21 protein-coding genes are annotated in these 21,887 nt (G+C 65.6%); 6 read left to right on the top strand and 15 right to left on the bottom strand.

Annotation, left to right across the window (positions count from 1 at the left end):
- Positions 1-18: 18 nt before the first annotated feature.
- The 3 genes from NYR55_RS00350 to NYR55_RS00340 all read right to left on the bottom strand — a co-directional run bounded on the left by NYR55_RS00350 (position 19) and on the right by NYR55_RS00340 (position 1,869).
- Positions 19-789, bottom strand: coding sequence for an SDR family oxidoreductase (locus NYR55_RS00350; protein WP_260019271.1), 771 nt, complete (start codon positions 787-789; stop codon positions 19-21).
- The gene (locus NYR55_RS00345) at positions 786-1,154 is read right to left on the bottom strand and encodes a dihydroneopterin aldolase (protein WP_260019270.1); all 369 of its coding nucleotides are present in this window, start codon (positions 1,152-1,154) and stop codon (positions 786-788) included. Before NYR55_RS00345 ends, NYR55_RS00350 begins: the two co-directional genes overlap by 4 nt.
- Positions 1,155-1,236: 82 nt before the next feature.
- Positions 1,237-1,869 carry a glutathione S-transferase family protein gene (locus NYR55_RS00340; RefSeq protein ID WP_260019269.1) on the bottom strand — a complete coding sequence of 211 codons (633 nt, stop codon included), beginning with the start codon at positions 1,867-1,869 and terminating at the stop codon, positions 1,237-1,239.
- Positions 1,870-1,967: 98 nt separating this feature from the next.
- On the opposite strand from NYR55_RS00340, the gene NYR55_RS00335 reads away from it, so the two are divergent.
- From NYR55_RS00335 to NYR55_RS00320, 4 genes are read left to right on the top strand one after another with little or no spacing between them, the layout of a single operon-like run.
- A complete protein-coding gene (locus NYR55_RS00335; RefSeq protein WP_260019268.1) occupies positions 1,968-2,492 on the top strand; it encodes an N-acetyltransferase in 525 nt (174 codons plus the stop codon).
- Between the two features lie 39 nt (positions 2,493-2,531).
- Positions 2,532-3,095: a DUF1285 domain-containing protein gene (locus tag NYR55_RS00330; protein ID WP_260019267.1), complete on the top strand. Its 564-nt coding sequence runs from the start codon at positions 2,532-2,534 to the stop codon at positions 3,093-3,095.
- Complete coding sequence (locus NYR55_RS00325) at positions 3,092-3,703, top strand: CoA pyrophosphatase (RefSeq protein WP_260019266.1); 612 nt, start codon at positions 3,092-3,094, stop codon at positions 3,701-3,703. The genes NYR55_RS00330 and NYR55_RS00325 overlap by 4 nt, the downstream gene beginning before the upstream one ends.
- Positions 3,700-4,935: a CCA tRNA nucleotidyltransferase gene (locus NYR55_RS00320; protein ID WP_260019265.1), complete on the top strand. Its 1,236-nt coding sequence runs from the start codon at positions 3,700-3,702 to the stop codon at positions 4,933-4,935. Before NYR55_RS00325 ends, NYR55_RS00320 begins: the two co-directional genes overlap by 4 nt.
- On the opposite strand, the gene NYR55_RS00315 is transcribed toward NYR55_RS00320, so the two are convergent.
- The 3 genes from NYR55_RS00315 to NYR55_RS00305 form a co-directional block, all read right to left on the bottom strand.
- The gene (locus NYR55_RS00315; RefSeq protein WP_260019264.1) at positions 4,875-6,452 is read right to left on the bottom strand and encodes a bifunctional diguanylate cyclase/phosphodiesterase; all 1,578 of its coding nucleotides are present in this window, start codon (positions 6,450-6,452) and stop codon (positions 4,875-4,877) included. The genes NYR55_RS00320 and NYR55_RS00315 overlap by 61 nt on opposite strands.
- Before the next feature lie 183 nt (positions 6,453-6,635).
- Positions 6,636-8,870, bottom strand: coding sequence for a DNA topoisomerase IV subunit A (gene parC, locus NYR55_RS00310; RefSeq protein WP_260019263.1), 2,235 nt, complete (start codon positions 8,868-8,870; stop codon positions 6,636-6,638).
- Positions 8,871-8,923: 53 nt separating this feature from the next.
- A complete protein-coding gene (locus NYR55_RS00305) occupies positions 8,924-10,135 on the bottom strand; it encodes a bifunctional alpha/beta hydrolase/OsmC family protein (RefSeq protein ID WP_260019262.1) in 1,212 nt (403 codons plus the stop codon).
- A gap of 249 nt (positions 10,136-10,384) precedes the next feature.
- On the opposite strand from NYR55_RS00305, the gene NYR55_RS00300 reads away from it, so the two are divergent.
- Positions 10,385-10,597, top strand: a complete 213-nt coding sequence (locus NYR55_RS00300) for a helix-turn-helix transcriptional regulator (protein WP_260019261.1) — start codon at positions 10,385-10,387, stop codon at positions 10,595-10,597.
- 144 nt (positions 10,598-10,741) lie between these two features.
- Positions 10,742-11,662: a TraB/GumN family protein gene (locus NYR55_RS00295; RefSeq protein ID WP_260019260.1), complete on the top strand. Its 921-nt coding sequence runs from the start codon at positions 10,742-10,744 to the stop codon at positions 11,660-11,662.
- Positions 11,663-11,718: 56 nt separating this feature from the next.
- Here the strand turns inward: NYR55_RS00295 and NYR55_RS00290 are convergent, their stop codons facing one another.
- From NYR55_RS00290 to NYR55_RS00250, 9 genes are all read right to left on the bottom strand, one after another.
- Entirely contained in the window at positions 11,719-12,447 is a 729-nt protein-coding gene (locus NYR55_RS00290; protein WP_260019259.1) for a metallophosphoesterase, read from the bottom strand.
- Positions 12,444-13,283: a diacylglycerol kinase family protein gene (locus tag NYR55_RS00285; RefSeq protein WP_260019258.1), complete on the bottom strand. Its 840-nt coding sequence runs from the start codon at positions 13,281-13,283 to the stop codon at positions 12,444-12,446. The genes NYR55_RS00290 and NYR55_RS00285 overlap by 4 nt, the downstream gene beginning before the upstream one ends.
- 51 nt (positions 13,284-13,334) lie before the next feature.
- On the bottom strand, positions 13,335-14,579 hold the full coding sequence (locus NYR55_RS00280) for an FAD-dependent oxidoreductase (protein ID WP_260019257.1): 1,245 nt from the start codon (positions 14,577-14,579) through the stop codon (positions 13,335-13,337).
- A 51-nt stretch (positions 14,580-14,630) separates the two neighbouring features.
- The gene (locus NYR55_RS00275) at positions 14,631-16,604 is read right to left on the bottom strand and encodes an acetyl/propionyl/methylcrotonyl-CoA carboxylase subunit alpha (protein WP_260019256.1); all 1,974 of its coding nucleotides are present in this window, start codon (positions 16,602-16,604) and stop codon (positions 14,631-14,633) included.
- A gap of 169 nt (positions 16,605-16,773) precedes the next feature.
- Positions 16,774-17,253 (bottom strand): DUF559 domain-containing protein, encoded by a 480-nt coding sequence (locus NYR55_RS00270; RefSeq protein WP_260019255.1) that lies wholly within the window; start codon positions 17,251-17,253, stop codon positions 16,774-16,776.
- The gene (locus NYR55_RS00265) at positions 17,250-18,869 is read right to left on the bottom strand and encodes a carboxyl transferase domain-containing protein (RefSeq protein ID WP_260019254.1); all 1,620 of its coding nucleotides are present in this window, start codon (positions 18,867-18,869) and stop codon (positions 17,250-17,252) included. The genes NYR55_RS00270 and NYR55_RS00265 overlap by 4 nt, the downstream gene beginning before the upstream one ends.
- Positions 18,866-19,975 (bottom strand): acyl-CoA dehydrogenase family protein, encoded by a 1,110-nt coding sequence (locus NYR55_RS00260; protein WP_279338695.1) that lies wholly within the window; start codon positions 19,973-19,975, stop codon positions 18,866-18,868. The genes NYR55_RS00265 and NYR55_RS00260 overlap by 4 nt, the downstream gene beginning before the upstream one ends.
- A gap of 160 nt (positions 19,976-20,135) precedes the next feature.
- Positions 20,136-20,951, bottom strand: coding sequence for a transglutaminase family protein (locus NYR55_RS00255; RefSeq protein WP_260019252.1), 816 nt, complete (start codon positions 20,949-20,951; stop codon positions 20,136-20,138).
- Positions 20,951-21,886 (bottom strand): alpha-E domain-containing protein, encoded by a 936-nt coding sequence (locus NYR55_RS00250; RefSeq protein ID WP_260021504.1) that lies wholly within the window; start codon positions 21,884-21,886, stop codon positions 20,951-20,953. The genes NYR55_RS00255 and NYR55_RS00250 overlap by 1 nt, the downstream gene beginning before the upstream one ends.
- Position 21,887 lies beyond the last annotated feature (1 nt).

Here is a 21,887-nt window from a genome sequence, read left to right as displayed (position 1 = left end):
GATCAGTCAGACGCTGGATCAGTCAGCAGCCATGTGCACGAAATCCCGGTCGAACACAGTCATCGCCGCCCCGCCGTCGACGAACAGGGTTTGACCGGTCACGGCCCGCGCCTGAACCAGGAACAGGACCGCATCTGCGATGTCCTGCGGCGTGGCGAGGCGACCGAGCGGCATCATGGCGCCCAGCCGCTGCATCTGCGCATCGCTGTAATCCCCGGTCGGCAGGGTCAGGCCCGGCGCAACGGCATTGACCCGCACGCGCGGAGCCAGGGTGATGGCCAGCGTCCGGGTCGCCTCGGCCAGCGCCTGTTTGGACAGGGTATAGGCCAGCTGATCCCGCGGCGGATGAGCAATCCGCTGATCCAGGATATTGACGACCGCCGCGCCGCGCTTTGCATCCGCACCGGCCGCCACCGCTTGTGCCAGCAGGACGGGCGCGGCCATGTTGACCGCAACATGGGTCAGAATGTCCCGGTGATCCGCCGTATCCCCGTCATGCGCGGAAAACAGCGATGCGTTGTTGACCAGCACCTCGACCGGCCGCCCGAAATGGTGCGACACCCGATCGATCAGGCCCGCGACATGATCGGCATTGGCCAGATCGGCAGCGAACCAAACATGGCCATGGCCATGACGAGTTAGCACGTCAGCCAGTTCAGGATCGACCGGCCCGTCCCCCTTGCCATGCAGGGCGATCGCATGGCCCGCCGCCGCCAGACGGGCGGCGATCGCCGCGCCCAGCCGCCTTCCGCTGCCGGTGACCAGCGCGACGGGCGGCACGACCGTCACCGGCGATGCCGGACCAGCGTGATGCCGATTGATTCGCCCGCCTCTGCAATGGCGAGTTTGACGATGCGGATTTCCACCCGTCGTACCCGTTCATCCTGGGTGAACAGGGTCTGGGCGATATGATCGGCCACGCCCTCGATCAGTGTAAAATGCACGCCCTGGGGCAGCATGGTCGCCGCCTGTTTCAGGTCAAGATAGCTTTTGGATGCATCCAGCGGCGTATCGGGCGCATAGAAATCCGGACATTCCAGATCGACCGAGATTGAAATGCGCAGCGGCTGGGCCAGATGCGTTTCCTCGGAATAGACGCCCGTCAGGACATCGACCTCCAGGTCCGACACCTGCAACTGCAAACGATCCTGCACCAATACGACCCTTTTACCCAATGAAGCTGTGGTGCGCCCCATAAGCGGCGGCGCGCCCGGCCGCAATGGCGGTGCGGTCGGTTCAGGCGGATGCGCTGGGCCGCGCGCCGACCGCCGCCAGCCAGCGTTGCAGATTGGCGGCCGTATTGGGCACAGGCAGGCGTGCCGGCCTTGCAAAACCGATGGTCACGAATGCGGTGATATCGGCATAGCTGAAGGCCTCGCCCGCAATCCAGGGCGAGCCGGACAACCGCTGATCGAGCAACTCGACAAAGCAGGTCCACATCGCCGCTGCTCGCGCAACCAGTTCCTGAATCTGCGGCATCGTCGGCCACGCACCCGACAGGGCACGATCGGCAAAGGCGGGATTGCCATTGCGAAAGGCATAGACGCAGGCGGCATAGCCTTCCTGCTCGACACGGCGGGTCCAGCATTCGATGCGCGCAATCGAGCGGGCATCGGCGCCGAAAAGCGGCGGTTCGGGATGCAAAGCCTCAAAATACCGGCAGATTGCGGTGGCTTCGGTCAGCACCTCGCCATCATCGAATTGCAGGGCGGGCACGGCTCCGGTGGGATTGATGAGGAGATACTCGCTGCCCAGCTGTTCGCCAATGCGCAGATCGACGGTGCGGGTCGGCACCTCAATCCCCTTTTCCGCCAGAAACATCCGCACCTTTCGCGGACTGGGCGCCCAGGCGGAATCATGCAGCAGCATCGCGTTTATCCTTTGCACCAAGACGCTTTCGTTCGGGACGACGACACGCTAAGGCGCGCCGCCGCCCGCGTCCATGCGGGCCAGCAAAGGCGTTGTTGATGACGGTGTCGGCCCTGTCCCCCCTGTCCGATTTTTCCGATGTTCAGGTCGATGCCCTGCTCGACCGGGCGTTCGGCAGCGATCGGCGCAACCGGACGGCCTATCGCGTCCGACAGGGTTCGCCGGTCATTGAAGCGTTCAGCCTGGGCATTGCCGACGCGGACGGGACGCTGATCGGATCGATCCAGGCTTGGCCGGTGGCGCTTGCGCTGGATGGCGGCGGGAACGTGCCGATGACCATGGTGGGGCCTGTGGCGGTCGATCCGGGCATTCAGGGGCGCGGGCTGGGCCAGCGGCTGATGACCGCGTGCCTTGATGCGGCGGGCCGGTCGGACCTGCCGGGCGCCGATGCGCTGATGCTGATCGGCGATCCCGAATATTATGGCCGGTTTCACGGCTTTTCCGACGAGCGAACCGGCGAATGGCGGCTCCCCGGGCCGTTCGAGCGGCGCCGTCTGCTGGCACGCGGAACAGGCGTGCCGACGGGTGCGGGCATGGTGATCGCGCGGACGGGCATCCGCTGACCCTTTCGCCCGGCCGCCGCAAGCGATAACAGGCAGGTCATGCCGATGCCCCCGCCCCCCGATCTCGACCGGCTGTCGATGCCAGAGATCGCCCGGCTGGTCGCCGAACGCCGCTTGCCACCGGTCGAACAATGGAATCCGCCCCATTGCGGCGACAGCGAAATGCGTATTGCGCGGGACGGCACCTGGTATCACCAGGGCAGCCCGATCGGTCGAGAGGCGATGGTCCGACTGTTTTCCACCCTGTTGCGGCGAGAGGCCGATGGCAGCCACGTCCTTGTGACGCCGGTGGAGAAGCTGACCATCGTCGTCGAGGACGCGCCCTTTGTCGCAACCGGCATGGCGCGTGAGGGGGACGGACCGTCGGCAAAAATTGCGTTTCGCCTGAACACCGGGGATCTGGCGCCGCTGGATGCGGAGCACCCCTTGCGGGTTGCAGATGCCGTGGATGGGCCGCGCCCCTATCTGCATGTCCGGTCGGGGCTGGAGGCATTGATCGCGCGTCCGGTTTATTACGAGCTGGCCGAACTGGCGGTCAGCGGGGATGGCGACATTCCCGGTATCTGGAGCAACGGGGTGCATTTCCCTTTGGTCGCGTCATGACTGCACTGCTTGCCGAACGATTAGGGCGGGCGCTGGCGGAGACGGCCGACGATGTTTTCCCCGGCCCGCATGGCGATGATGCGCCATCGCCGGTGCGCGCACGGGATGCCGTTCCCGCTGCGGTGCTGATCGCGATTACGGATCGGCCGCGTCCCGGCGTGATCCTGACCCAGCGGACGTCGACGCTGAGCCGTCATGCCGGGCAGGTCGCCTTTCCCGGCGGCCGGATCGACCCGGATGACCGCGATGCTGCCGCAGCCGCGCTGCGCGAGGCGCAGGAAGAAATCGCCCTGCCGCCATCAAAGGTGCAGCTGGTGGGCGAACTGTCCCCCTATCGGACGGTCACCGGATACGCGGTCAGCCCGATCATCGGGGTTACCCCGCCCGATCTGCCTCTGATCCCGGCCGAGGCAGAAGTCAGTGACTGGTTCGAAGTGCCCCTCGATATCGCGATCGATCCCGCCCGGCATCGCCGCGCAAGCCGGATGTGGCAGGGCATCGAGCGGCATTATGTCGAGATCGACTGGCCCGATCGCTATATCTGGGGGGCGACTGCCGCCATGTTTGTTGCTCTTTCCCACCGGTTACGGACCTTTCGATTGCCATGACGCCAACCCACCTTCCCCCCGCCCCGTGGCGCGAGCGTTCCGGCCTTGCAGCACTGACGCGCATCATCGGCGCCGAACAGGGCGAGAGCCGATATGTCGGCGGTGCCGTTCGCGACACCATCCTGGGCCTGCCCGTAGCCGATATCGACATTGCCACCCGGCTGCTGCCCGAAGCGGTCATGGCTCGGCTGAAAGAAGCCGATATCCGCGTGGTGCCCACCGGCATCGCCCATGGGACGGTGACGGCCGTGCTCGACAGCGGGCCGATCGAGATCACGACGCTGCGGCGGGACGTGTCCACCGACGGGCGCCATGCCACCATCGCCTACTCCACGGACTGGCGGGAGGACGCGGCGCGGCGCGATTTCACGATCAACGCCCTGTACGCCGATCCGGTATCGGGCGAGATTCACGATTATTTTGGCGGGCTGGACGACCTGGCCGTGCGGCAAGTGCGGTTCATCGGCGATGCGTTGACCCGCATTGCCGAGGATCATTTGCGCATCCTGCGCTTCTTTCGCTTTCTGGCGCGGTTCGGGGATGCGCCGGATGCCGAGGGGCTGGCGGCGTGCGTGGCCCGGGCCAATGACCTGATGGCCCTTTCCCGCGAGCGGGTGGCGGCAGAGATGCTGAAGCTGCTGGTCGCGCCACGCGCGGTAGAAACCATGGCGTTGATGTACGCCAGCGGCATTTTCGCGCCAGTGCTGCCGGAAATCGATGCAAGCGGGATCGCGGCGCTGCCCAGGCTGATCGCGGCAGAGGATGCGGCGGGGGTGGCTCCAGACCCGGTGCGCCGGTTGACGGCGGTGCTGCCCCGCGATGCAAAGGCGGTCGAAGGCGTGGCGGCCCGGCTGCGGCTATCCAATGCTCAGCGCAAGCGCATGGCCAGCGCCATTGTCCCGCTTGACGATGCGCCCCGGCCGTTGGCGTCGCGCATCGGCGTCGAACTGGCGACGGACCGGCTGCTGCTAAACGACGATGCAGAGGGCGCGCGCGCAATCGCGGACTGGATGCCGCCCCGCCTGCCCGTGTCGGGCGGCACGCTGATCGAACTGGGATTGAGCCGGGGGCCGGATGTCGCCGCTGCGCTGAAGCGGACCGAGCGGCGCTGGCTGGACGAAGGCTTTCCTGACGATGAGCGGGCCATGGCCATCGCCCGCGATGTGGTGGATCAATTGTTGCGGGAACGCAGGAACGACAGCGCATCGGCCGGGGGCAGCGGGCGCGAATAATAATAGCCCTGCCCCATGGTGCAGCCCAGCGCTGCCAGCGTCTGTTCGACCTCGCGGTTCTCGATCCCCTCGGCCGTAGTCGTCATGTTGAGCGTCTGAGCCAGCGACAGGATGGCGCGCACGATGGCAACCTTGTCCCGGTCGGTCAGCATGTCGGTGATGAAACTGCGGTCGATTTTGAGCGTGTCGATCGGCAGCCGCTGCAGATAGGCAAGGTTGGAGTAACCGGTGCCGAAATCATCCATCGCCAGTGAAGCGCCCAGCGATTTCAGCCCGTCCAGCGTATCGATCGCCCGGTCCGGGTCAGTGATGATCGCGCTTTCGGTCAGTTCGATGGTCAGGCGGTTGCCCTGCACCCCATGCTGGCTCAGCGCCTGACCGACCAGCGGCACGACCTCGTCCCGGTGGATCTGAATCGCCGACAGGTTGACTGCAACATTTACCCCGGCATCGCGGCCGAGCGTTGAATCCCATTCGGCGATCTGCCGCACCGCCTCGTCGATCGCCCAGCGGCCCAACGGTACGATCAGCCCCGATTCCTCGGCCACCGGTATGAAGTCGGCGGGCGAGATCGGGCGCCCCTCATCGTCCGACCAGCGGGCGAGAGCCTCGAATGAACGGATACGGCCGGTCGCCAGGTCGCAGATCGGCTGGAACGCCAGGGTCAGGCCGCCATGGTCGATCGCACGGCGCAGTGCGGTTTCGATGCTGAATTCCGTGCGCACCACATCGAACGCGCTGGGCGCGTATATCTCGGTCGAGCCCGTCTTTTTCGACCGCTTGACCGCGAACTGGGCGTAGCGGATCAGCGTTTCGCCATCGCCATCGCCCATGTCCCCCATCGCGATCCCGATGGAACACGCCACCCGGATATCGAAATCGGACAGGCGGAACGGAGTCGACAGCGCGCTTTCGATGCGTCCGGCAACCCGCATCGCGTCGGCCGGGCCGTCATCCAGGCGCATCAGGATGGCAAATTCGTCACCACCCGTCCGGGCCAGCACGTCGCCTGCCCTCAACGCGCCCTTGAGCCGCCGGGCGACCGAAATGAGCAGTTCGTCGCCGACAATGCCGCCCATGCAGGCGTTGACGCGGCTGAACCTGTCGAGGTTCAGGCCGAGCACCGCAAAGCGTCCACCCGCCTCGCTCAGCGCCCGCTCGTCAAGCAAATCGGCGAACCCGGCCCGGTTGGGCAGTCCGGTCAGGCTGTCGGTCATCATTTCCCGGCGAAGCGACCGCTCCGTCCGCAATTCGGCGGTCCGGTCGAGCAGGGTTACCAGGCAACGGTCCGCAATGTCCGGCCCCATCCGGGACAGTGTCACCTCATAATGCCGGCTGTCGACGGGATCCCCGGTCTGCCAGTCGAACCGTTCGAACGCCCGCGCGCCATCGAGCAGGCGGTCGAACCGGTGCCGCTGGCTGTCCAGCAGCGAACCGAGCCGCGCCTCATCCGAAAAGACATGCTGGAACAGCGGATTGCGCGCCGTCGCCGACAGCGCGTCCGAATTGCGGAACACGATAGCCGCCGGAACCGGCAGCAGATCGATGAAGCTTGTGGCCGGCAATGGCGCAGGCGACCGGATGGACCCGCCGGCAACAGGTGCCGGGAGATCTGCGGACTTTGCGCCGATCAAGCCAAACAGGTTCATCACCATGCCCTGTTAGCGTTAAATGGTTAAAGCGGCCTGAAGCCCGCCCATTCAGCCAAACCGGTTGTCCCTGGGAAATCCGGTCGGCGGAGAACGACCTGCCGCGCCGCGTGCTGCGCGCCAGGGGCCAAGGTCGGATTCGGTCCGCGTCCGCCCCTGTTCGCCGCCCATCGTCCAGCTGAGGCCCTGTTCAAACCGGAAGGTGCGGGCATCGGCCATCCCGCCGTCCCGGTACCGTTGAAGCTGCACACCCTGCCCCCGCGTCATTTCGGCGAGTTCGGACAGGGGAAAGACCAGCAACCGGCGATTATCACCCATCACCGCGACATAATCGTCATCCGGCCCGACAGGCCGCACGACCACAAGGGTGGCACCGGCACGCGGAGTCACCACCTGCTTGCCCTTGCGCGTTTCGGCCAGCACCTCGGCCGAACGCACGACGAAACCGCGGCCATCGCTGGCGGCCAGCAGCAATCGTTCGCCCGCGCTGGCCGGCAGCAGCGCCGCAATCTCGCCCTCCAGATCGATCATCAGCCGCACCGGCTCGCCAAAGCCCCGGCCACCGGGCAGCTTGTCCGCCGCCAGCGTGTAGAACCGGCCCCGATCGGATGCGAGCAGCAGCTTGTCCGTTGTCTGAGCATGAAACGCCAGACGGGGGCCGTCGCCTTCCTTGAACTTCAGCGCGTCGGACGAGCCGAGATCGACATGGCCCTTCATCGCCCGGATCCAGCCGCGCTGCGACAGGATGACGGTAATCGGCTCGCGCTCGATCATCGCCTCCAGCGGGATTTCGCGCGCCGCGGCCGCTTCCTCGATCACGGTACGGCGGCGGCCAAGCTCGGTGTCGGGGCCATAACGTCCGCGGATCGCAGCCATGTCCCGCTTCATCCGGGTCCGCTGCCGAGCCTCGCTGCCGAGTAGCAGGTTCAGCTCCGCCTGTTCCTTTTCCAGCGCCTCCCGCTCGCGGCGCAGCTCCATCTCCTCCAGCTTTCGCAAGGAACGAAGCCGCATGTTCAGGATCGCCTCGGCCTGACGATCGGTCAGGTCGAACTCGGCCATCATGACCGGCTTTGGCTCATCTTCGGTCCGAATGATCTCGATCACGCGGTCAAGATTGAGGAAGGCGATGATGTACCCGGAAACCAGTTCCATCCGGTCGGCAATCCGCGTCAGCCGATGTTCGGTCCGGCGGCGCAGCACCACGAACTGATGATCGACCCAGGCCCGGATCGCCTGAGCCAGGCTCATCACGCGCGGCGTGCGATCCTTGTCCAGCACATTGAGGTTGAGCGGAAACCGGCTTTCCAGATCGGTCAGCCGGAATAGGCCATCCATCATCATCGCAGCATCGACCGTCCGGCTGCGCGGTTCCAGCACGATGCGGATATCCTCGGCGCTTTCGTCGCGCACATCGGCCAGGATCGGGAATTTGCGGTCGTTGATCAGCGCCGCAATCTGTTCGATCAACTTGCCCTTCTGCACGCCGTACGGGATTTCGGTGACGATCGCGACCCAGGTGCCCCGGCCCAGTTCCTCCACCGACCAGCGCGCCCGCACGCGAAAGCCGCCGCGACCGGTGGCATATGCCTCGGCGATCATCGCCGGACTGTCCACGATCTGGCCGCCCGTGGGCAGATCGGGGCCGCGCACATGGTCCAGCACATCGGCGTCGGGATTGTCGATCAGCGCAATGGCGGCGTCCAGGATTTCGGCAGCATTATGGGGCGGGATGCTGGTCGCCATGCCGACCGCGATGCCGGCCGCACCATTGGCCAGCAGATTGGGGAACAGGCCAGGGAACAGTTCGGGCTCCTGTTCCTCGCCATTATAGGTGGGGCGGAAATCGGCCGCATCCTCGTCCAGCCCCGCCATCAGGTCGATGGCGACCTGCGTCAGCCGCGCCTCGGTATAGCGATAGGCGGCGGCATTATCGCCGTCGATGTTGCCAAAATTGCCCTGCCCGTCGACCAGCGGATATCGAAGCGCGAAATCCTGCGCCAGGCGCACCATGGCGTCATAGACCGACTGGTCGCCATGCGGGTGATATTTGCCGATTACGTCGCCAACGACGCGGGCCGATTTCTTGTACGCCTGATTGGGATCGAGGCGGAGCTGACGCATCGCCCAGAGCAGGCGCCGATGCACCGGTTTCAACCCGTCGCGCACATCCGGCAGGGAGCGCGCCGTGATCGTCGACAACGCATAGACCAGATAGCGTTCGGACAGCGCACTGTCGAACGGATGGTCGATAATGTGATTGAAGGGATCGGTCAGGTCACTCGGCATCGTACCGCAGCCCTAGCAGGCGATGAAGCGATGCGCGAGGGGGCGCTGGCGGCTCAGTCCGCGATATCGGTGTGGATATGCAGTTCGCCGGTCAGCGTTCGGTGCACCGGGCATTTGTCGGCAACCTCGATCAGCCGCTGGCGCTGCTCCCTGGTCATCGTGCCGTGCAGCGACAGGGTGCGCCAGATCGCCTGCATCCGCGCGGATGGATCGGCCGGTGCCATTTCGCTGTCATGTTCATGGTTGCGCTCGTGCCGCAACCGGACCGTCACCTGTTCAAGCGGGATCCCCTCGCGATCCGCGATCAGCTTGACCGTCATGCTGGTACACGCGCCCAATGCGCCGAGCAGCAGGTCATAGGGACCCGGCGCTGCGTTTTCGCCCCCCACCGCCTCCGGCTCGTCGGCCAGCCAGTGGTGGTCGCGCGTCCGGATGCTGGTGCCAAAGCGGCCATCGCCATTGCCGACCAGCACCTCGCCCGGTTCAAGATCGACCGGATCTGCCTGAACGGGCAGGTAGCGCATCGCCCAGGCGGCGATGATCGTTGCGACGTACGCGGCATCCACCCGGTCGGTCAGCAGATGATCGGCCCGGTCGAGCGTCACGAAGCTTTTGGGATGGCGCGCGGCCTCATAAATCTGCCGGGCATTGTCGATGCCGACCAGTTCGTCCGTCGGGCTGTGCAGCACAAGCAGTGCACGCCCCAGTGCAGCGATGCTTGCCGCCGGATCGGTATCCCGCACCCCATGGATGAACTTGCGGCTGATCGTGAACTGCCTGCCCGCGATCGTCACCGGCCCCGCCCCGTCCCGCTCAATCGCGGCAAGATCGCCGTCGATCCGGTGCAGGACATGCGCCGGATCAAAGGGCGCGGCGATGGTTGCGACCGCCAGCACCGACGGAATCCGTGCCGCCGCCGCCAGCACCGCCGCGCCGCCAAGCGAATGGCCGATCAGAATGGAAGGCGCGCCCAGCGTTTCATCAAGATAGTCTGCCGCCGCGACCAGATCCTCGACATCCGCAGCGAACCCAGCCTCGGCCAGTGTCCCCTCGCTGCCACCCAGTCCCGTGAAGTCGAACCGCATCGTGGCAATGCCTTGTGCGGCCAGTGCGGTTGAAATGCGGGTTGCGGCATGGCTGCGCATCGTGCAGGTAAAACAATGTGCGAACAGCGCGATCGCTCGCACCGGGCCAATCGGCATTTCGATGGAAGCCGCCAGCATTGCCCCGCTGGCGCCCGCGAATCGCACTGTCCTGGTTGCCATCGACCCTGCACCCCGATTGCTTCGCCCTCGCAAATATGCAGGGCACTATTGCCACCATCGACCGGTTTGCCGGTCACGCGCAATCCCCGATTTCTCAACGCGTTGGACAAACCGGCCATGCCCGGGTGTCGCCTTTCCATGGCAATATGTCATGGGTTGTTGACATGGACATGGCTCGCTGTCATTTAGTCAGCGTCACCTGACATATGGTCAGGGGATAACGACACCGGAAGGATCGTTGAGGGGTGAATGAAAAATCGGCTGAAAGTCCTGCGCGCCGAACGCGACTGGAGCCAGGCGGAACTGGGCAGTCGGCTGGGCGTGTCGCGTCAGGCCGTGAACGCGATCGAAACCGGGAAATACGACCCTTCCCTGCCGCTGGCATTCCGGATCGGCCGTCTGTTCGACATGCGGATCGAGGAGATTTTCGAGGATGAGGGGGATGCCGCACATGGCGACTGACCGCATCGATCCGGCACCGGGCGTCGGTGAACTGGCCCAGCGTGCCCGCCAGCGCCGCCTGAGCTGGACCTGGCGATCTCTGAAAGAAGTTCCGCCCCTGACGGGTGCGGCCGTGATAACAAACCGTAAGACTGGAGAATGACGATGCTTCGTACGCTGCTGAACACCGGCGTCGCCCTGACGCTTGCCTACTGCCCGCCCGCCATCGCCCAGCAGGCCGCGCCTGCCGCTCCCGCCGCAGCCACGCAGGACGCGGACCCCGCCCTGTGGGTGGTCAAGGACGAGGATACGACCATCTATCTGTTCGGCACCGTCCATGCGCTGAAGCCGGGCCTGTCCTGGTTTGACGAAGCGGTGAAATCCGCGTTCGACAAATCGGATGAGCTGGTCCTCGAAATCGTCATGCCCGGACCGGAAGACGCTCAGAAGCTTCAGCAGATCGTAATGGAAAAGGGCGTCAACATGACCGGCCCGTCGCTGACCGAAAAGCTGCCGGCCGAAAAGCGCGCAGCCTATGCCGAAATGCTGAAGGAGCTGGGCTTGCCGGCCGAGGCGCTGGACCGTCTGGACCCCTGGTTCGCGTCCATGTCGATCATGCAGATCATGATGCCAAAGATCGGGTTCAGCCCGGAAAATGGCGCCGAGGCCACGCTGACTGCCGCGGCCAAGTCGGCATCCAAGCCGATCAGCGGCGTCGAGACTGTCGAACAGCAGTTCGGATTTTTCGACGGCATGAGCGAAAAGGCGCAGATGGACATGCTGGTCGGCCTGATCGACGAGCGGAACAAGACGCAGGAAGTGCTGGAACAGATGCTCGCCCTGTGGAAGGCGGGCAAGCCCGACGAACTGGCGGCGCTGATCGAACAATTCGATGCCGAATCGCCCGAGATGCACAAGGTGATCTTTGCCGATCGCAACGCGCGCTGGGCGGACTGGATCAAGGGGCGGATGGCCAAGCCGGGGACGGTGTTCATGGCGGTGGGCGCAGGCCATCTGGCCGGGGACGACAGCGTTCAGGCGATGCTGAAGCCCATGAAGATCGAGGCGACCCGGATCGCTTACTGATCCACCGATCCAAGCTGACAGAGAGGCGCCGGGAACGAAACTTCCCGGCGCCTTTTTTACGTCATCCGGCGGATTTGGCTCTGGATTTCGCCGCGGTCGATGCGCAGTTCGTTGAAGCTGGGCGGTTCGCTGCGCAGCCGCTCCGACAGGGTACCTGCGCCGATCAGGCGAATGGTCCGCCCCTCCAGCCGGTACGGAATGTCGAACGGGTCGTGGACATGGCCGGTCAGCACCGCATCGGCGCCGGCACGGGCCAGCGCGGCCAGCGCCTCCGGCCCGCGGCGGGTGCGCGCGTTCATCACCGTCCCAGCTTCGACCAGCGGATGATGGGCGGTGACCAGCGACACCGCGCCCTGCGGTCGTGTGCCGAGATGCGCGACCGCCTGCGCCAGGTGACGGCGCGACACATGACCCTTTGCCCAGTTCAGTCGCCACTGGAACCGGGCGGTCGTGCGCAGGGGGACGATGGCCACCCCCTCGATCTGCAGTGGCCGCTCGATCAGCCGCTCAAGCTTGAGGAAGCGGCGGTAGGGCATGGTCATCCGCGCCACCGGGTTCAGCATCGGCAGGTCGTGATTGCCCACCTCTACCGTGACGGGCACGCCCAGCCCCTCAAGCCATTCCGTGGCCGCGGCAAATTCGCGTGACCGGGCGGACTGAGTGAGGTCGCCGGTCATGACGACGGCATCGGGCGCCTCTGCCGCGACCGCGCGGGCGAACCAGTCCAGCGCCACCCGATCCTCTCGCCCGAAATGGAGGTCGCTGACGTGGAACAGGCGGATCATCCTGCGGCCCCGGCGTCTTTGGTGGACAGGAACCGTTCGGTGCTGATCGCCCATCGGATCGGGGCGCCGGCGGGCAGGGAAACCGGCTCGCCATCGAACAGGGCAAGAGCCGGGCGGCGGCCCGCCACGCGCATTTCTCGCACGATCTGCTGCGTCACCGGACGGGCGGCGACCCATTCGCCGGTCAGCCAGTTCCAGCCAAGGTCGATGATCGAGCGCCAGTCGCGCGCGTCGATCGCGGCAACGTCGAGCCCCTCCATGTCCGGCCGGACGAACACCGCCTGATAGCTGTCGTCCATGCCCGGCACACCGCGCACCCGGATGCCCCGACCAAAGGTGCGACGCCAGGCATAGCGGATGGCGGCGAACATCTGACCGAAGCGGCGATGCCGTGCCCCCTCCCGCGCCCGATACCATTGCGCCGCCGGGCCAAGGATCAGGCCGACAAAGGCGCGACCGGCATCGGTATCGACCCAGGGCAGTGCAACCTTGCGCGCCCCCTCATGCGCGGCATGGATGATGGCCGCGGGGTCAAGGCTGTCGTGCAGCCCCTTTGCCAGCAGATTCATCGTGCCGCCGGGCAGGATCAGGAAGCCGCCATCCCAGTCATGCAGGGCACAAAGTGCGGTGTTGATGGTGCCGTCACCGGCGAACAGGACGATCGTGTCGATGCCATCGCGTTCCAGATCGTCCGGCGTCGGCATGGCCTGTTCCGGAAAATCGGTGCGCCCGGCAAGCGTCAGGCCGCGTTCCGCGAAGACCGCCACGATCGCCTCGCACTTTTCGGCGCTGGTCGTGCCCGATCCGGGATTGGTGATGAACCAAAGTCGTTTCATGTCGGCCCAACGCATATTGGCACAGCTGGTCGCATCACGATCGAAACAATCCTATTCTGCCGCGATCACCTCCTTCAGAGGGATATCGGCATCTGCCAGCCGATCGGGCGGAACGACGGCCCCGGTTTCGACGAGCTTGCGCCCCTGAACATAGTCCTTCGTCATGTTGACGCAGTCGAGTGCGATCACCCGACCTTGTCGCAGATAGATCAGGGAGAAGCGCCCGCCGGCCGGATCACCACGGGTGACCGTTGTGTCATGGCCCGTGGAGAGGCCCACTGTCTGCAGCTTCAGGTCATATTGGTTCGACCAGAACCAGGGGACGGCATCGTAGGAAAGCCCCGTATCCCCGGTCAGCAGGCGGGCGACCAGATTGGCATGATCATGCGCGTTCTGAACCGATTCCAGCCGGATCGGCGCTTCGCCCGCGGCAAAGCGGTTCACATGGGCGGCGCAGTCGCCGATCGCAAAGATGTCGGGCAGGCTGGTGCGGCATTCGCCATCCACCAGCACGCCCCCCGCTCCGCCCTGCGCCCCGGCGGCCAGAAGCGGTTCGACGGCCGGCACGATGCCGATGCCGACGACGATCATCTGCGCCGGGATGATTTCCCCATCGGCCAGCCGGACGCCCGTCGCCCGGCCATCCGTCCCCTCGATGCAGGCAACGGCGCTGTTCAGGCGGAGGTCGACCCCGTGGGCGCGGTGGGCATCCTCGAAAAAGCGCGAAAGCGGTTCGCCAGCGACGCGGGCGAGCACGCGGTCCAGCGCCTCTATCAGGACGACGCGGCGACCCAGCTTGGTCAGTACTGCCGCCGCCTCCAGACCGATATAGCCCCCGCCGATCACCACGACCTGCTCCACCCCCGGCAGGGCGGCGATCATCGTATCGGCATCGGCGCGGGTGCGGACGGTGAACACGCCCGACAGATCGGCCCCGTCGCAGGCGAGCCGTCGGGGCGCACCGCCCGTCGCCCAGACAAGCTGGCCATAGCCGATGGATGCGCCATCAGCGGTCGCCAGCTGCTTCGTGATTGGATCGACCGAGACAACGCGGCGGCCGGTCAGCATCGCGATCTGCCGTTCCTCCCAGAACGCGGGCTGGCGGATCAGCATCCGTTCCCAGGGCTTGTCACCGGACAGATATTCCTTGCTGAGCGGCGGGCGCTCATAGGGCAGTTCCGGTTCCTCCCCGATCAGGGCGATGGTCCCGTCATATCCGCGCTGGCGCAGCGTAATGGCGAGTTGGGCGCCGCCATGGCCCGCCCCGACGATGGCGATGTCGTAATGGTCCTGCATGACGCTCGCCTAGCCAGACTTGGTGGTTCGTGTCGAGATTTGAACCAGCGCCTATTCCCCTGCCCGTTCCACGCGGACCAGCACGGCCCCCTCCGTCACCTGACCGTTTTCGGCGACGTTGAGTTCGGCCACCGTCCCGTCGAACGGCGCGGTCAGCGCGTGTTCCATCTTCATCGCCTCCAGCGTCAGCAGGCGCTGGCCCTTGGCGACGGACTGGCCGGCGGTAACTTCGACGGCGGTGATCCGGCCCGGCATGGGAGCTAGGATGGCACCGTCTGCGGTTGTTCCAATCCCGGCAGCATCATGGTCGGCGCCGAATCGAACCTCATAGGCGTCGCCACCGTCGAATATCATGACCGGACCGCAAGGGTTGTCTTCTGCCGACGGTCCATACGTTGTCGGCAGTGTCTCCGCTTTGAGATCGATTCTGCCATCAATTGTAAGCGCCCATTCCCAATCCGCGCGGGTACGGGTTGGCAGTGCGTAAGCAACGTGATGCGCCCCGTTCATGGTGAATGGCAGATGCGCGGGCGCTCGCGGCCGGTTGAGCCGAAAGCCGAACAATGCTTCCGGCGCCATCGCAATATCACCCGCTGCTTCGGCAGCCATGTAGGTCTCAAGCCGCCAACTCAACGCAGCCAGCAGCACGGCGTCTGACACAGGCTGTTCCGTAATGACCTCACCGATCCGTGAGATCAGCCCGGTATCGATTGCGCCGCTGACGAACTCGGGCAGACTTAACAGTCGTCTCAGAAAGCCAGCATTCGTCTTAACCGGAAAAACCTGAACATCATTGAGAACGGCCGTTAGCCCCGTGCGTGCGGCATGCCGGGTTTTGCCGTGGCAGATCAACTTTGCCACCATCGGATCGTAAAAGGATGAAATGGCGTCGCCTTGCTCGACGCCAGTTTCGACACGTCCAGACTTGCCTAAATCCAGATAATCCAGACGCCCGACACTCGGCAGGAAGCCCTTGGCCGGGTCCTCCGCATAGAGCCGTGCTTCGATGGCGTGGCCGTTGATCGACAGGTCTTGCTGCCGCTTTGGGAGCGGTTCACCGCTGGCGACACGGAGTTGCCATTCGACCAGATCGACGCCGGTGATCTCCTCGGTCACCGGATGTTCGACCTGAAGCCGGGTGTTCATTTCCATGAACCAGGTGCGGTCGGCGCGCAGACCGTCGCTGGCGTCGGCAATGAACTCGATGGTGCCCGCCCCGACATAGTCCACCGCCTGGGCCGCACGGACGGCGGCGGCGCAGATCGCGTCGCGCGCTTCGGCGCTCATCCCCGGTGCGGGGGCCTCCTCGATCACCTTCTGGTGGCGGCGCTGGAGCGAGCAATCCCGCTCGAACAGGTGGACGACATTGCCATGGGTGTCGCCGAACACCTGCACCTCGATATGGCGGGGCGACAGGATGTATTTTTCGATGATGACGCGGTCGTCGCCAAAGCTGGACGCGGCCTCTCGCTTGCAGCTGGCCAGCGCATCGGGGAAGTCGGCGCTCGCCTCTACCCTACGCATCCCCTTGCCGCCGCCGCCGGCCACCGCCTTGATCAGCACGGGATAGCCGATGGCGTCGGCTTCGGCATGCAGGCGTTCGGGCGACTGGTCCTCGCCCAGATAGCCGGGGGTGACGGGGACGCCAGCGGCCGCCATCAGCCGCTTCGCCGCGTCCTTCAGGCCCATGGCGCGGATCGAATGGGGTGTCGCCCCGACCCAGATCAGCCCGGCGGCGGTCACCGCCTCTGCAAACTCGGCATTTTCGGACAGGAAGCCATAGCCGGGGTGGATCGCCTCTGCGCCGGTCGCCTTTGCAGCGGCGATGATCTTGTCACCCACCAGATAGCTTTCGCGGGCGGGCGACGGGCCGATATGCACCGCCTGATCCGCCTGACGGACATGGAGCGCATTGGCATCGGCATCGGAATAGACCGCGACGGTGCGGATGCCCATGGCCCGTGCGGTGCGGATGATCCGGCAGGCGATCTCGCCCCGGTTGGCGATGAGGAGGGATTGGATCATGGGTTGGCCCCGATGAGATTTGACAGTTTTGACACAAATGGCCCGGTTTGTGGGCGCGGTTGACGGTGGTTGGGCGGGCGCGGCGTGGTTGGGTTATCCCGATGCATCAAAGGGTTGGCGGTCATTGGCCGCAGATTACCGTGCAGGGCGCGTGTAGGACAGGGCATCCCTAAACCTCCCCGGCACGGGGAGGGGGACCATCCGCCATCGGCGGATGGTGGAGGGGTCCAGCGGCCTGGCACGCAGTAACGATGGCGACCACGACGTCGTCCACCGTTTGCATCACATCGCGCGCCGGGATGCGAAGGGTGCGAAACCCGTGAGCCATCAGCGCCGTGTCGCGCACCTGATCTTTGTCGGGAGCATCGCCGCGACCATGCGCTTCGCCGTCGATTTCAATGGCAAGCCGGGCGCTGAGACAGGCGAAATCGAGACTGTAGGGACCAATCGGATGTTGCCGCCGGAACTTGAAGCCCCCCGGCCTGAGTTTCAGCGCGCGCCAAAGCAGTATTTCGGGCGGGTTGCCGGATCGGCGCTCGCGGCGCGCCATGCGGATGGTTTCGCGCGTGGTGGCGAAGACCCCTCCACCATGCTGCGCATGGTCCCCCTCCCCGTTCCGGGGAGGTTTATTGTCGTCGATCCCGATCACATTCGGAAGATGCCGAAGCCGGTGTCGGCGACCGGGGCTTCGCGCGTTGCGGCGAGGGCGAGGCCCAGCACGTCGCGGGTCTGGACGGGATCGATGATGCCGTCGTCCCAAAGGCGGCTGGTCGCGTGCCAGGGATTGCCCTCATCCTCGTACCGCTGGCGGATCGGGGCCTTGAACGCCTCGGCTTGCTCGGGCGTCCAGTTATCCGCGTCGCGGTGGACGGTGGCGAGCACGCTGGCGGCCTGTTCCCCGCCCATCACGCTGATCCGGGCATTGGGCCAGGTGAACAGGAAGCGGGGCGAATAGGCCCGGCCGCACATGCCGTAATTGCCCGCGCCGAAGCTGCCGCCGATCAGCACCGTGATCTTTGGCACCGTGGCGGTGGCGACGGCGGTGACCAGCTTTGCCCCGTGCTTGGCAATCCCCTCTGCCTCATACTTCCCGCCAACCATGAAGCCGGAGATGTTTTGCAGGAACAGGAGGGGGATGCCGCGTTGCTGCGCAAGCTGAATGAAATGCGCGCCCTTGACCGCGGCCTCGCTGAACAGCACGCCGTTGTTCGCCAGGATGGCGACCGGAATCCCCCAGATATGGGCAAAGCCGCAGACAAGCGTGGTGCCATAGAGCGCCTTGAACTCGTGAAACTCTGACGCGTCGACCAGCCGGGCGATGACTTCGCGCACGTCATAGGGCGCGCGGACATCCTGGGGGATAATGCCGTACAGATCGTCCGCCGCGTATTTCGGCGCGCGGGGGGATTTTACCCCTCCACCATGCTGCGCATGGTCCCCCTCCCCGTTCCGGGGAGGTTGGAGGTAGGAGACGATATCGCGGACGATGGTGAGGGCGTGTTCGTCATTTTCCGCGACATGATCGACCACGCCCGATTTTCGGCCGTGCAGGTCGCCGCCGCCCAGATCCTCGGCACTGATTTCCTCGCCCGTCGCGGCTTTCACCAGCGGGGGGCCGGCGAGGAAGATCGTCCCCTGATTGCGGACGATGACGGTTTCGTCGGACATGGCGGGCACATAGGCGCCGCCCGCCGTGCAGCTGCCCATCACACAGGCGATCTGCGGGATGCCGCGCGCGCTCATGTTCGCCTGATTGAAGAAGATGCGGCCGAAATGGTCGCGGTCGGGGAACACGTCCGCCTGATGCGGCAGGTTCGCGCCGCCGCTGTCGACAAGGTAGATGCAGGGCAGCCGGTTCTCCAGCGCAATCTCCTGCGCGCGGAGATGCTTTTTGACGGTCATCGGGAAATAGGTCCCGCCCTTCACCGTCGCATCATTGGCGAGGATCATCACCTGACGCCCCGAAACGCGGCCGATGCCGGCGATGACGCCGGCGCCGGGCACTTCGCCGTCATAAAGGTCAAAGGCCGCAAGCTGACCGATTTCCAGGAAGGGCGAGCCGGGATCGAGCAGCCGTTCCACCCGGTCGCGGGGCAGCAGCTTGCCGCGGGCGCTGTGCTTGGCCCGTGCGGACTCGCTGCCGCCAAGCGCGGCACGGGCAACGTCGGCGCGGAGTTTTTCCGCCAGCGCACGGTTGTGCGCGGTGTTCGCGCGGAACCCCTCGCTGTCGGGCTGAACGGCGGTGGGCAGGACGGGGGCGGTCATGCGCCGATCAGTTCCCGGCCGATCAGCATCCGGCGGATTTCGTTGGTGCCGGCGCCGATGTCGAGCAGCTTGGCATCGCGCAGATAGCGTTCGACGGGCCAATCCTTGGTATACCCGGCCCCGCCCAGCGCCTGAACCGCCTCTCCCGCCACCTTGAAGGCGTTTTCGGATGCCAGCAGGATCGCGCCGGCCGCGTCGAAGCGCGTGGTGCGGCCGGCATCGCAGGCCCGGGCGACGGCATAGACATAGGCGCGGGCGGAATTGAGCGCGACATACATGTCGGCGACCTTGGCCTGAATCAGCTGGAAATTGCCGATGGGGGTGCCGAACTGCTTGCGTTCGCGGACATAGGGCAGGACGGTGTCGAGGCACGCCTGCATGATCCCCAGCTGAATCCCCGCAAGCACCGCGCGTTCATAGTCGAGGCCGCTCATCAGCACGCCGACACCGCCATTGGGCGGGCCCATGACCTGTGATTCGGGGACGAAACAGTCGTCGAACACCAGTTCCGCCGTCGGCGAGCCGCGCATCCCCATCTTGTCGATTTTCTGCCCCACCGAAAACCCGGCCATGCCGCGTTCGATCAGGAAGGTGGTGATACCGCGCGACCCCTCCCCCGTCCTGGCATAGACGACCAGCGTGTCGGCATAGGTGGCGTTGGTGATCCAGAATTTGGTGCCGTTCAGCACATAGCCGCCATCGACCGCCTCAGCCTTGAGCCGCATGCCGACGACATCGCTGCCCGCACCGGATTCCGACATGGCGAGCGAGCCGACATGTTCGCCCGAAATCAGCTTGGGCAGATATTTCGCCTTTTGCTCGGGCGAGGCCCAGCGCGCGATCTGATTGACGCAGAGGTTGGAGTGCGCGCCATAGGAGAGGCCAACGGAGGCGGACGCCCGGCTGATCTCCTCACACGCGATGACATGTTCCAGATAGCCGAGGCCAAGGCCGCCATCCGCCTCTGCCACCGTGATGCCATGGAGGCCGAGTTCGCCCATCGCCGGCCAGAGTTCCTGACGCGGGAACCAGTCCTCTGCATCGACGCGGACTGCCAGCGGCGCGATGCGATCAGCGGCGAAACGCTGAACACTCTCGCGGATCATGTCGGCATTCTCGCCAAGCGCGAAATCGAACTCGGGCAGGCTCAACGCAACTCTCCTGTGGTTCGTCCGCACGGACGGCGCCGGGCGGATCGTATCAGATGTTACGATGTCCCTTAATCGAGAACAGGGCGGCCTCGCAACCGTCCGATCGCCCGGTCGATCAGCCTTCCCCGCCCAGCCGGTCGACATGGACGTCGACGTCCAGCACTTCCTGACCATGGCCGATGCGCATCCCGGCGATGGGGGTGGAGCCGGCGGCGTCGAGGCCGACCGCGATGCGGACATAACCTTCGTCCGGCGAATGGCCCTGGGACGGGTCGAACCCGACCCATCCAAGGCCGTCCACCCATGCCTCTGCCCAGCCATGCGGGCCGGGCGCGCCATGCGCGTCGGCGGCGGCCAGACTGTAGCCGACGACATAGCGCGCCGGGATCGACAGCGACCGGGCGGCCGACACGAATACCAGCGCCATGTCGCGCGGCGATGCCATATCGGCGGCGAACATGGCGGCGGCCTCTGTCCGGTCGGTCTTGCGCGCCCGGCCCGCCCAATGGCCGGGCAGTGCGTGGTTGAGCGCCCGGAGCAGCGGCAGCCGTTCGGAATGGGCCGATGCAATGCCGTCGGCAAAGGCGCGGATCGCATCGTCATGCAGGGTGGTCGGGGTCACGCGGCGATAGACGATCGGGGACAGCGTTTCCGCAATCCCGCCCAGCACACCGGTGCCGTCGGTGGTCAGCACCTCACCCGCCACGGTGATCGCGATTTCGTCCAGCGGCCCTTCGGCATAGAGCATGGTAACGGCGTTGCCATGCCCATCCATGCCGTGCCGCAGCCGCGCGTCGCAGCTGACGTCGATGCGCCAGTTGACGATCGTCTGATTGGCATCGTCGCGCGGGGTCAGGCGCAGCAGCTGGACCAGCCGGGCCTGAGGCTCCGTAAAGCGGTAATGGGTGGTGTGTTCGATGGCGAGCCGCATCAGCCGAACCGGAACTGGCGGGCGATCACGCCGTCCAGCCTTTCATTTTCGGCGATGAACCCGGTCAGCCATTCGTGCAGACCGCCCAGGATGACATCGCCCGAACGCGTGCGCTGCATCCGCGACAGGCGGGCACGGGCCATGCGGTCCGCCTCCCCCTGCAATCCGGTGCGGCGGGCCAGCAGGCTGAGCATTTCGACCGTTTCCTCGACACAGGCGGCAAGGCTGCGCGGCAGTTCGCCGCGTGTGGTGAGCAGGTCGATGACCAGCGACGGTTTCAGCCCCTCTGAATAGAGCCAGCGATAGGCGGTGACGGCAGAGACGGTCTGAAGGATCGTTGTCCACTGATCCCGGTCGATCACGCCGCCGACCTTCTCGCCCTCTGGCAGCAAGAGGTGATATTTGACGTCGATGAGGCGCGCAGTGTTGTCCGCCCGCTCGATCGCAGCGCCCAGGCGGATGAACCACACCGCCTCGTTCTTCATCATGCGGTGCACCGCGCCCTCGAACCCGCGCGTTTCGGCCTTCACCGCCTCGACAAGGTTGAGCGTTGCATTCGCGCCGCCGGGGCTGGACCGGCTGCTGAACAACAGCCATGCGCGGTTGATGCCGGCCCAAGCCTCTCGCGTCAGGGCGGTACGCACGGCGCGGGCATTGTCGCGCGCCATGTGCAGGCAGTGGACGATCGAGCCGAAATGCGACCCGTCCGTAGTCAGATACCGCGCAACATGGGTGGGGGTCAGCGTCTCGCCCGTCGCGGCAAACCCCTCACTGTTATAGGTGACGGCCAGCGCGCTTTCCCACGCGGCCTCCCCCGCCGGGCGGGCGGACAGCGCGTCGAGGCGGATCGTCGCTTCGACCAGCCGGGCCATGAAATCGGCGCGTTCGACATAGCGGCCAAGCCAGTAGAGCGACGCGGCGGAGCGGGACAGCATC

Source organism: Sphingomonas sp. BGYR3 (assembly GCF_025153455.1).
Classification (GTDB): Bacteria; Pseudomonadota; Alphaproteobacteria; order Sphingomonadales; family Sphingomonadaceae; genus Sphingomonas.
Note: the sequence above shows the minus strand (reverse complement) of the source record. Positions and strands in the feature narration are given on the sequence as shown.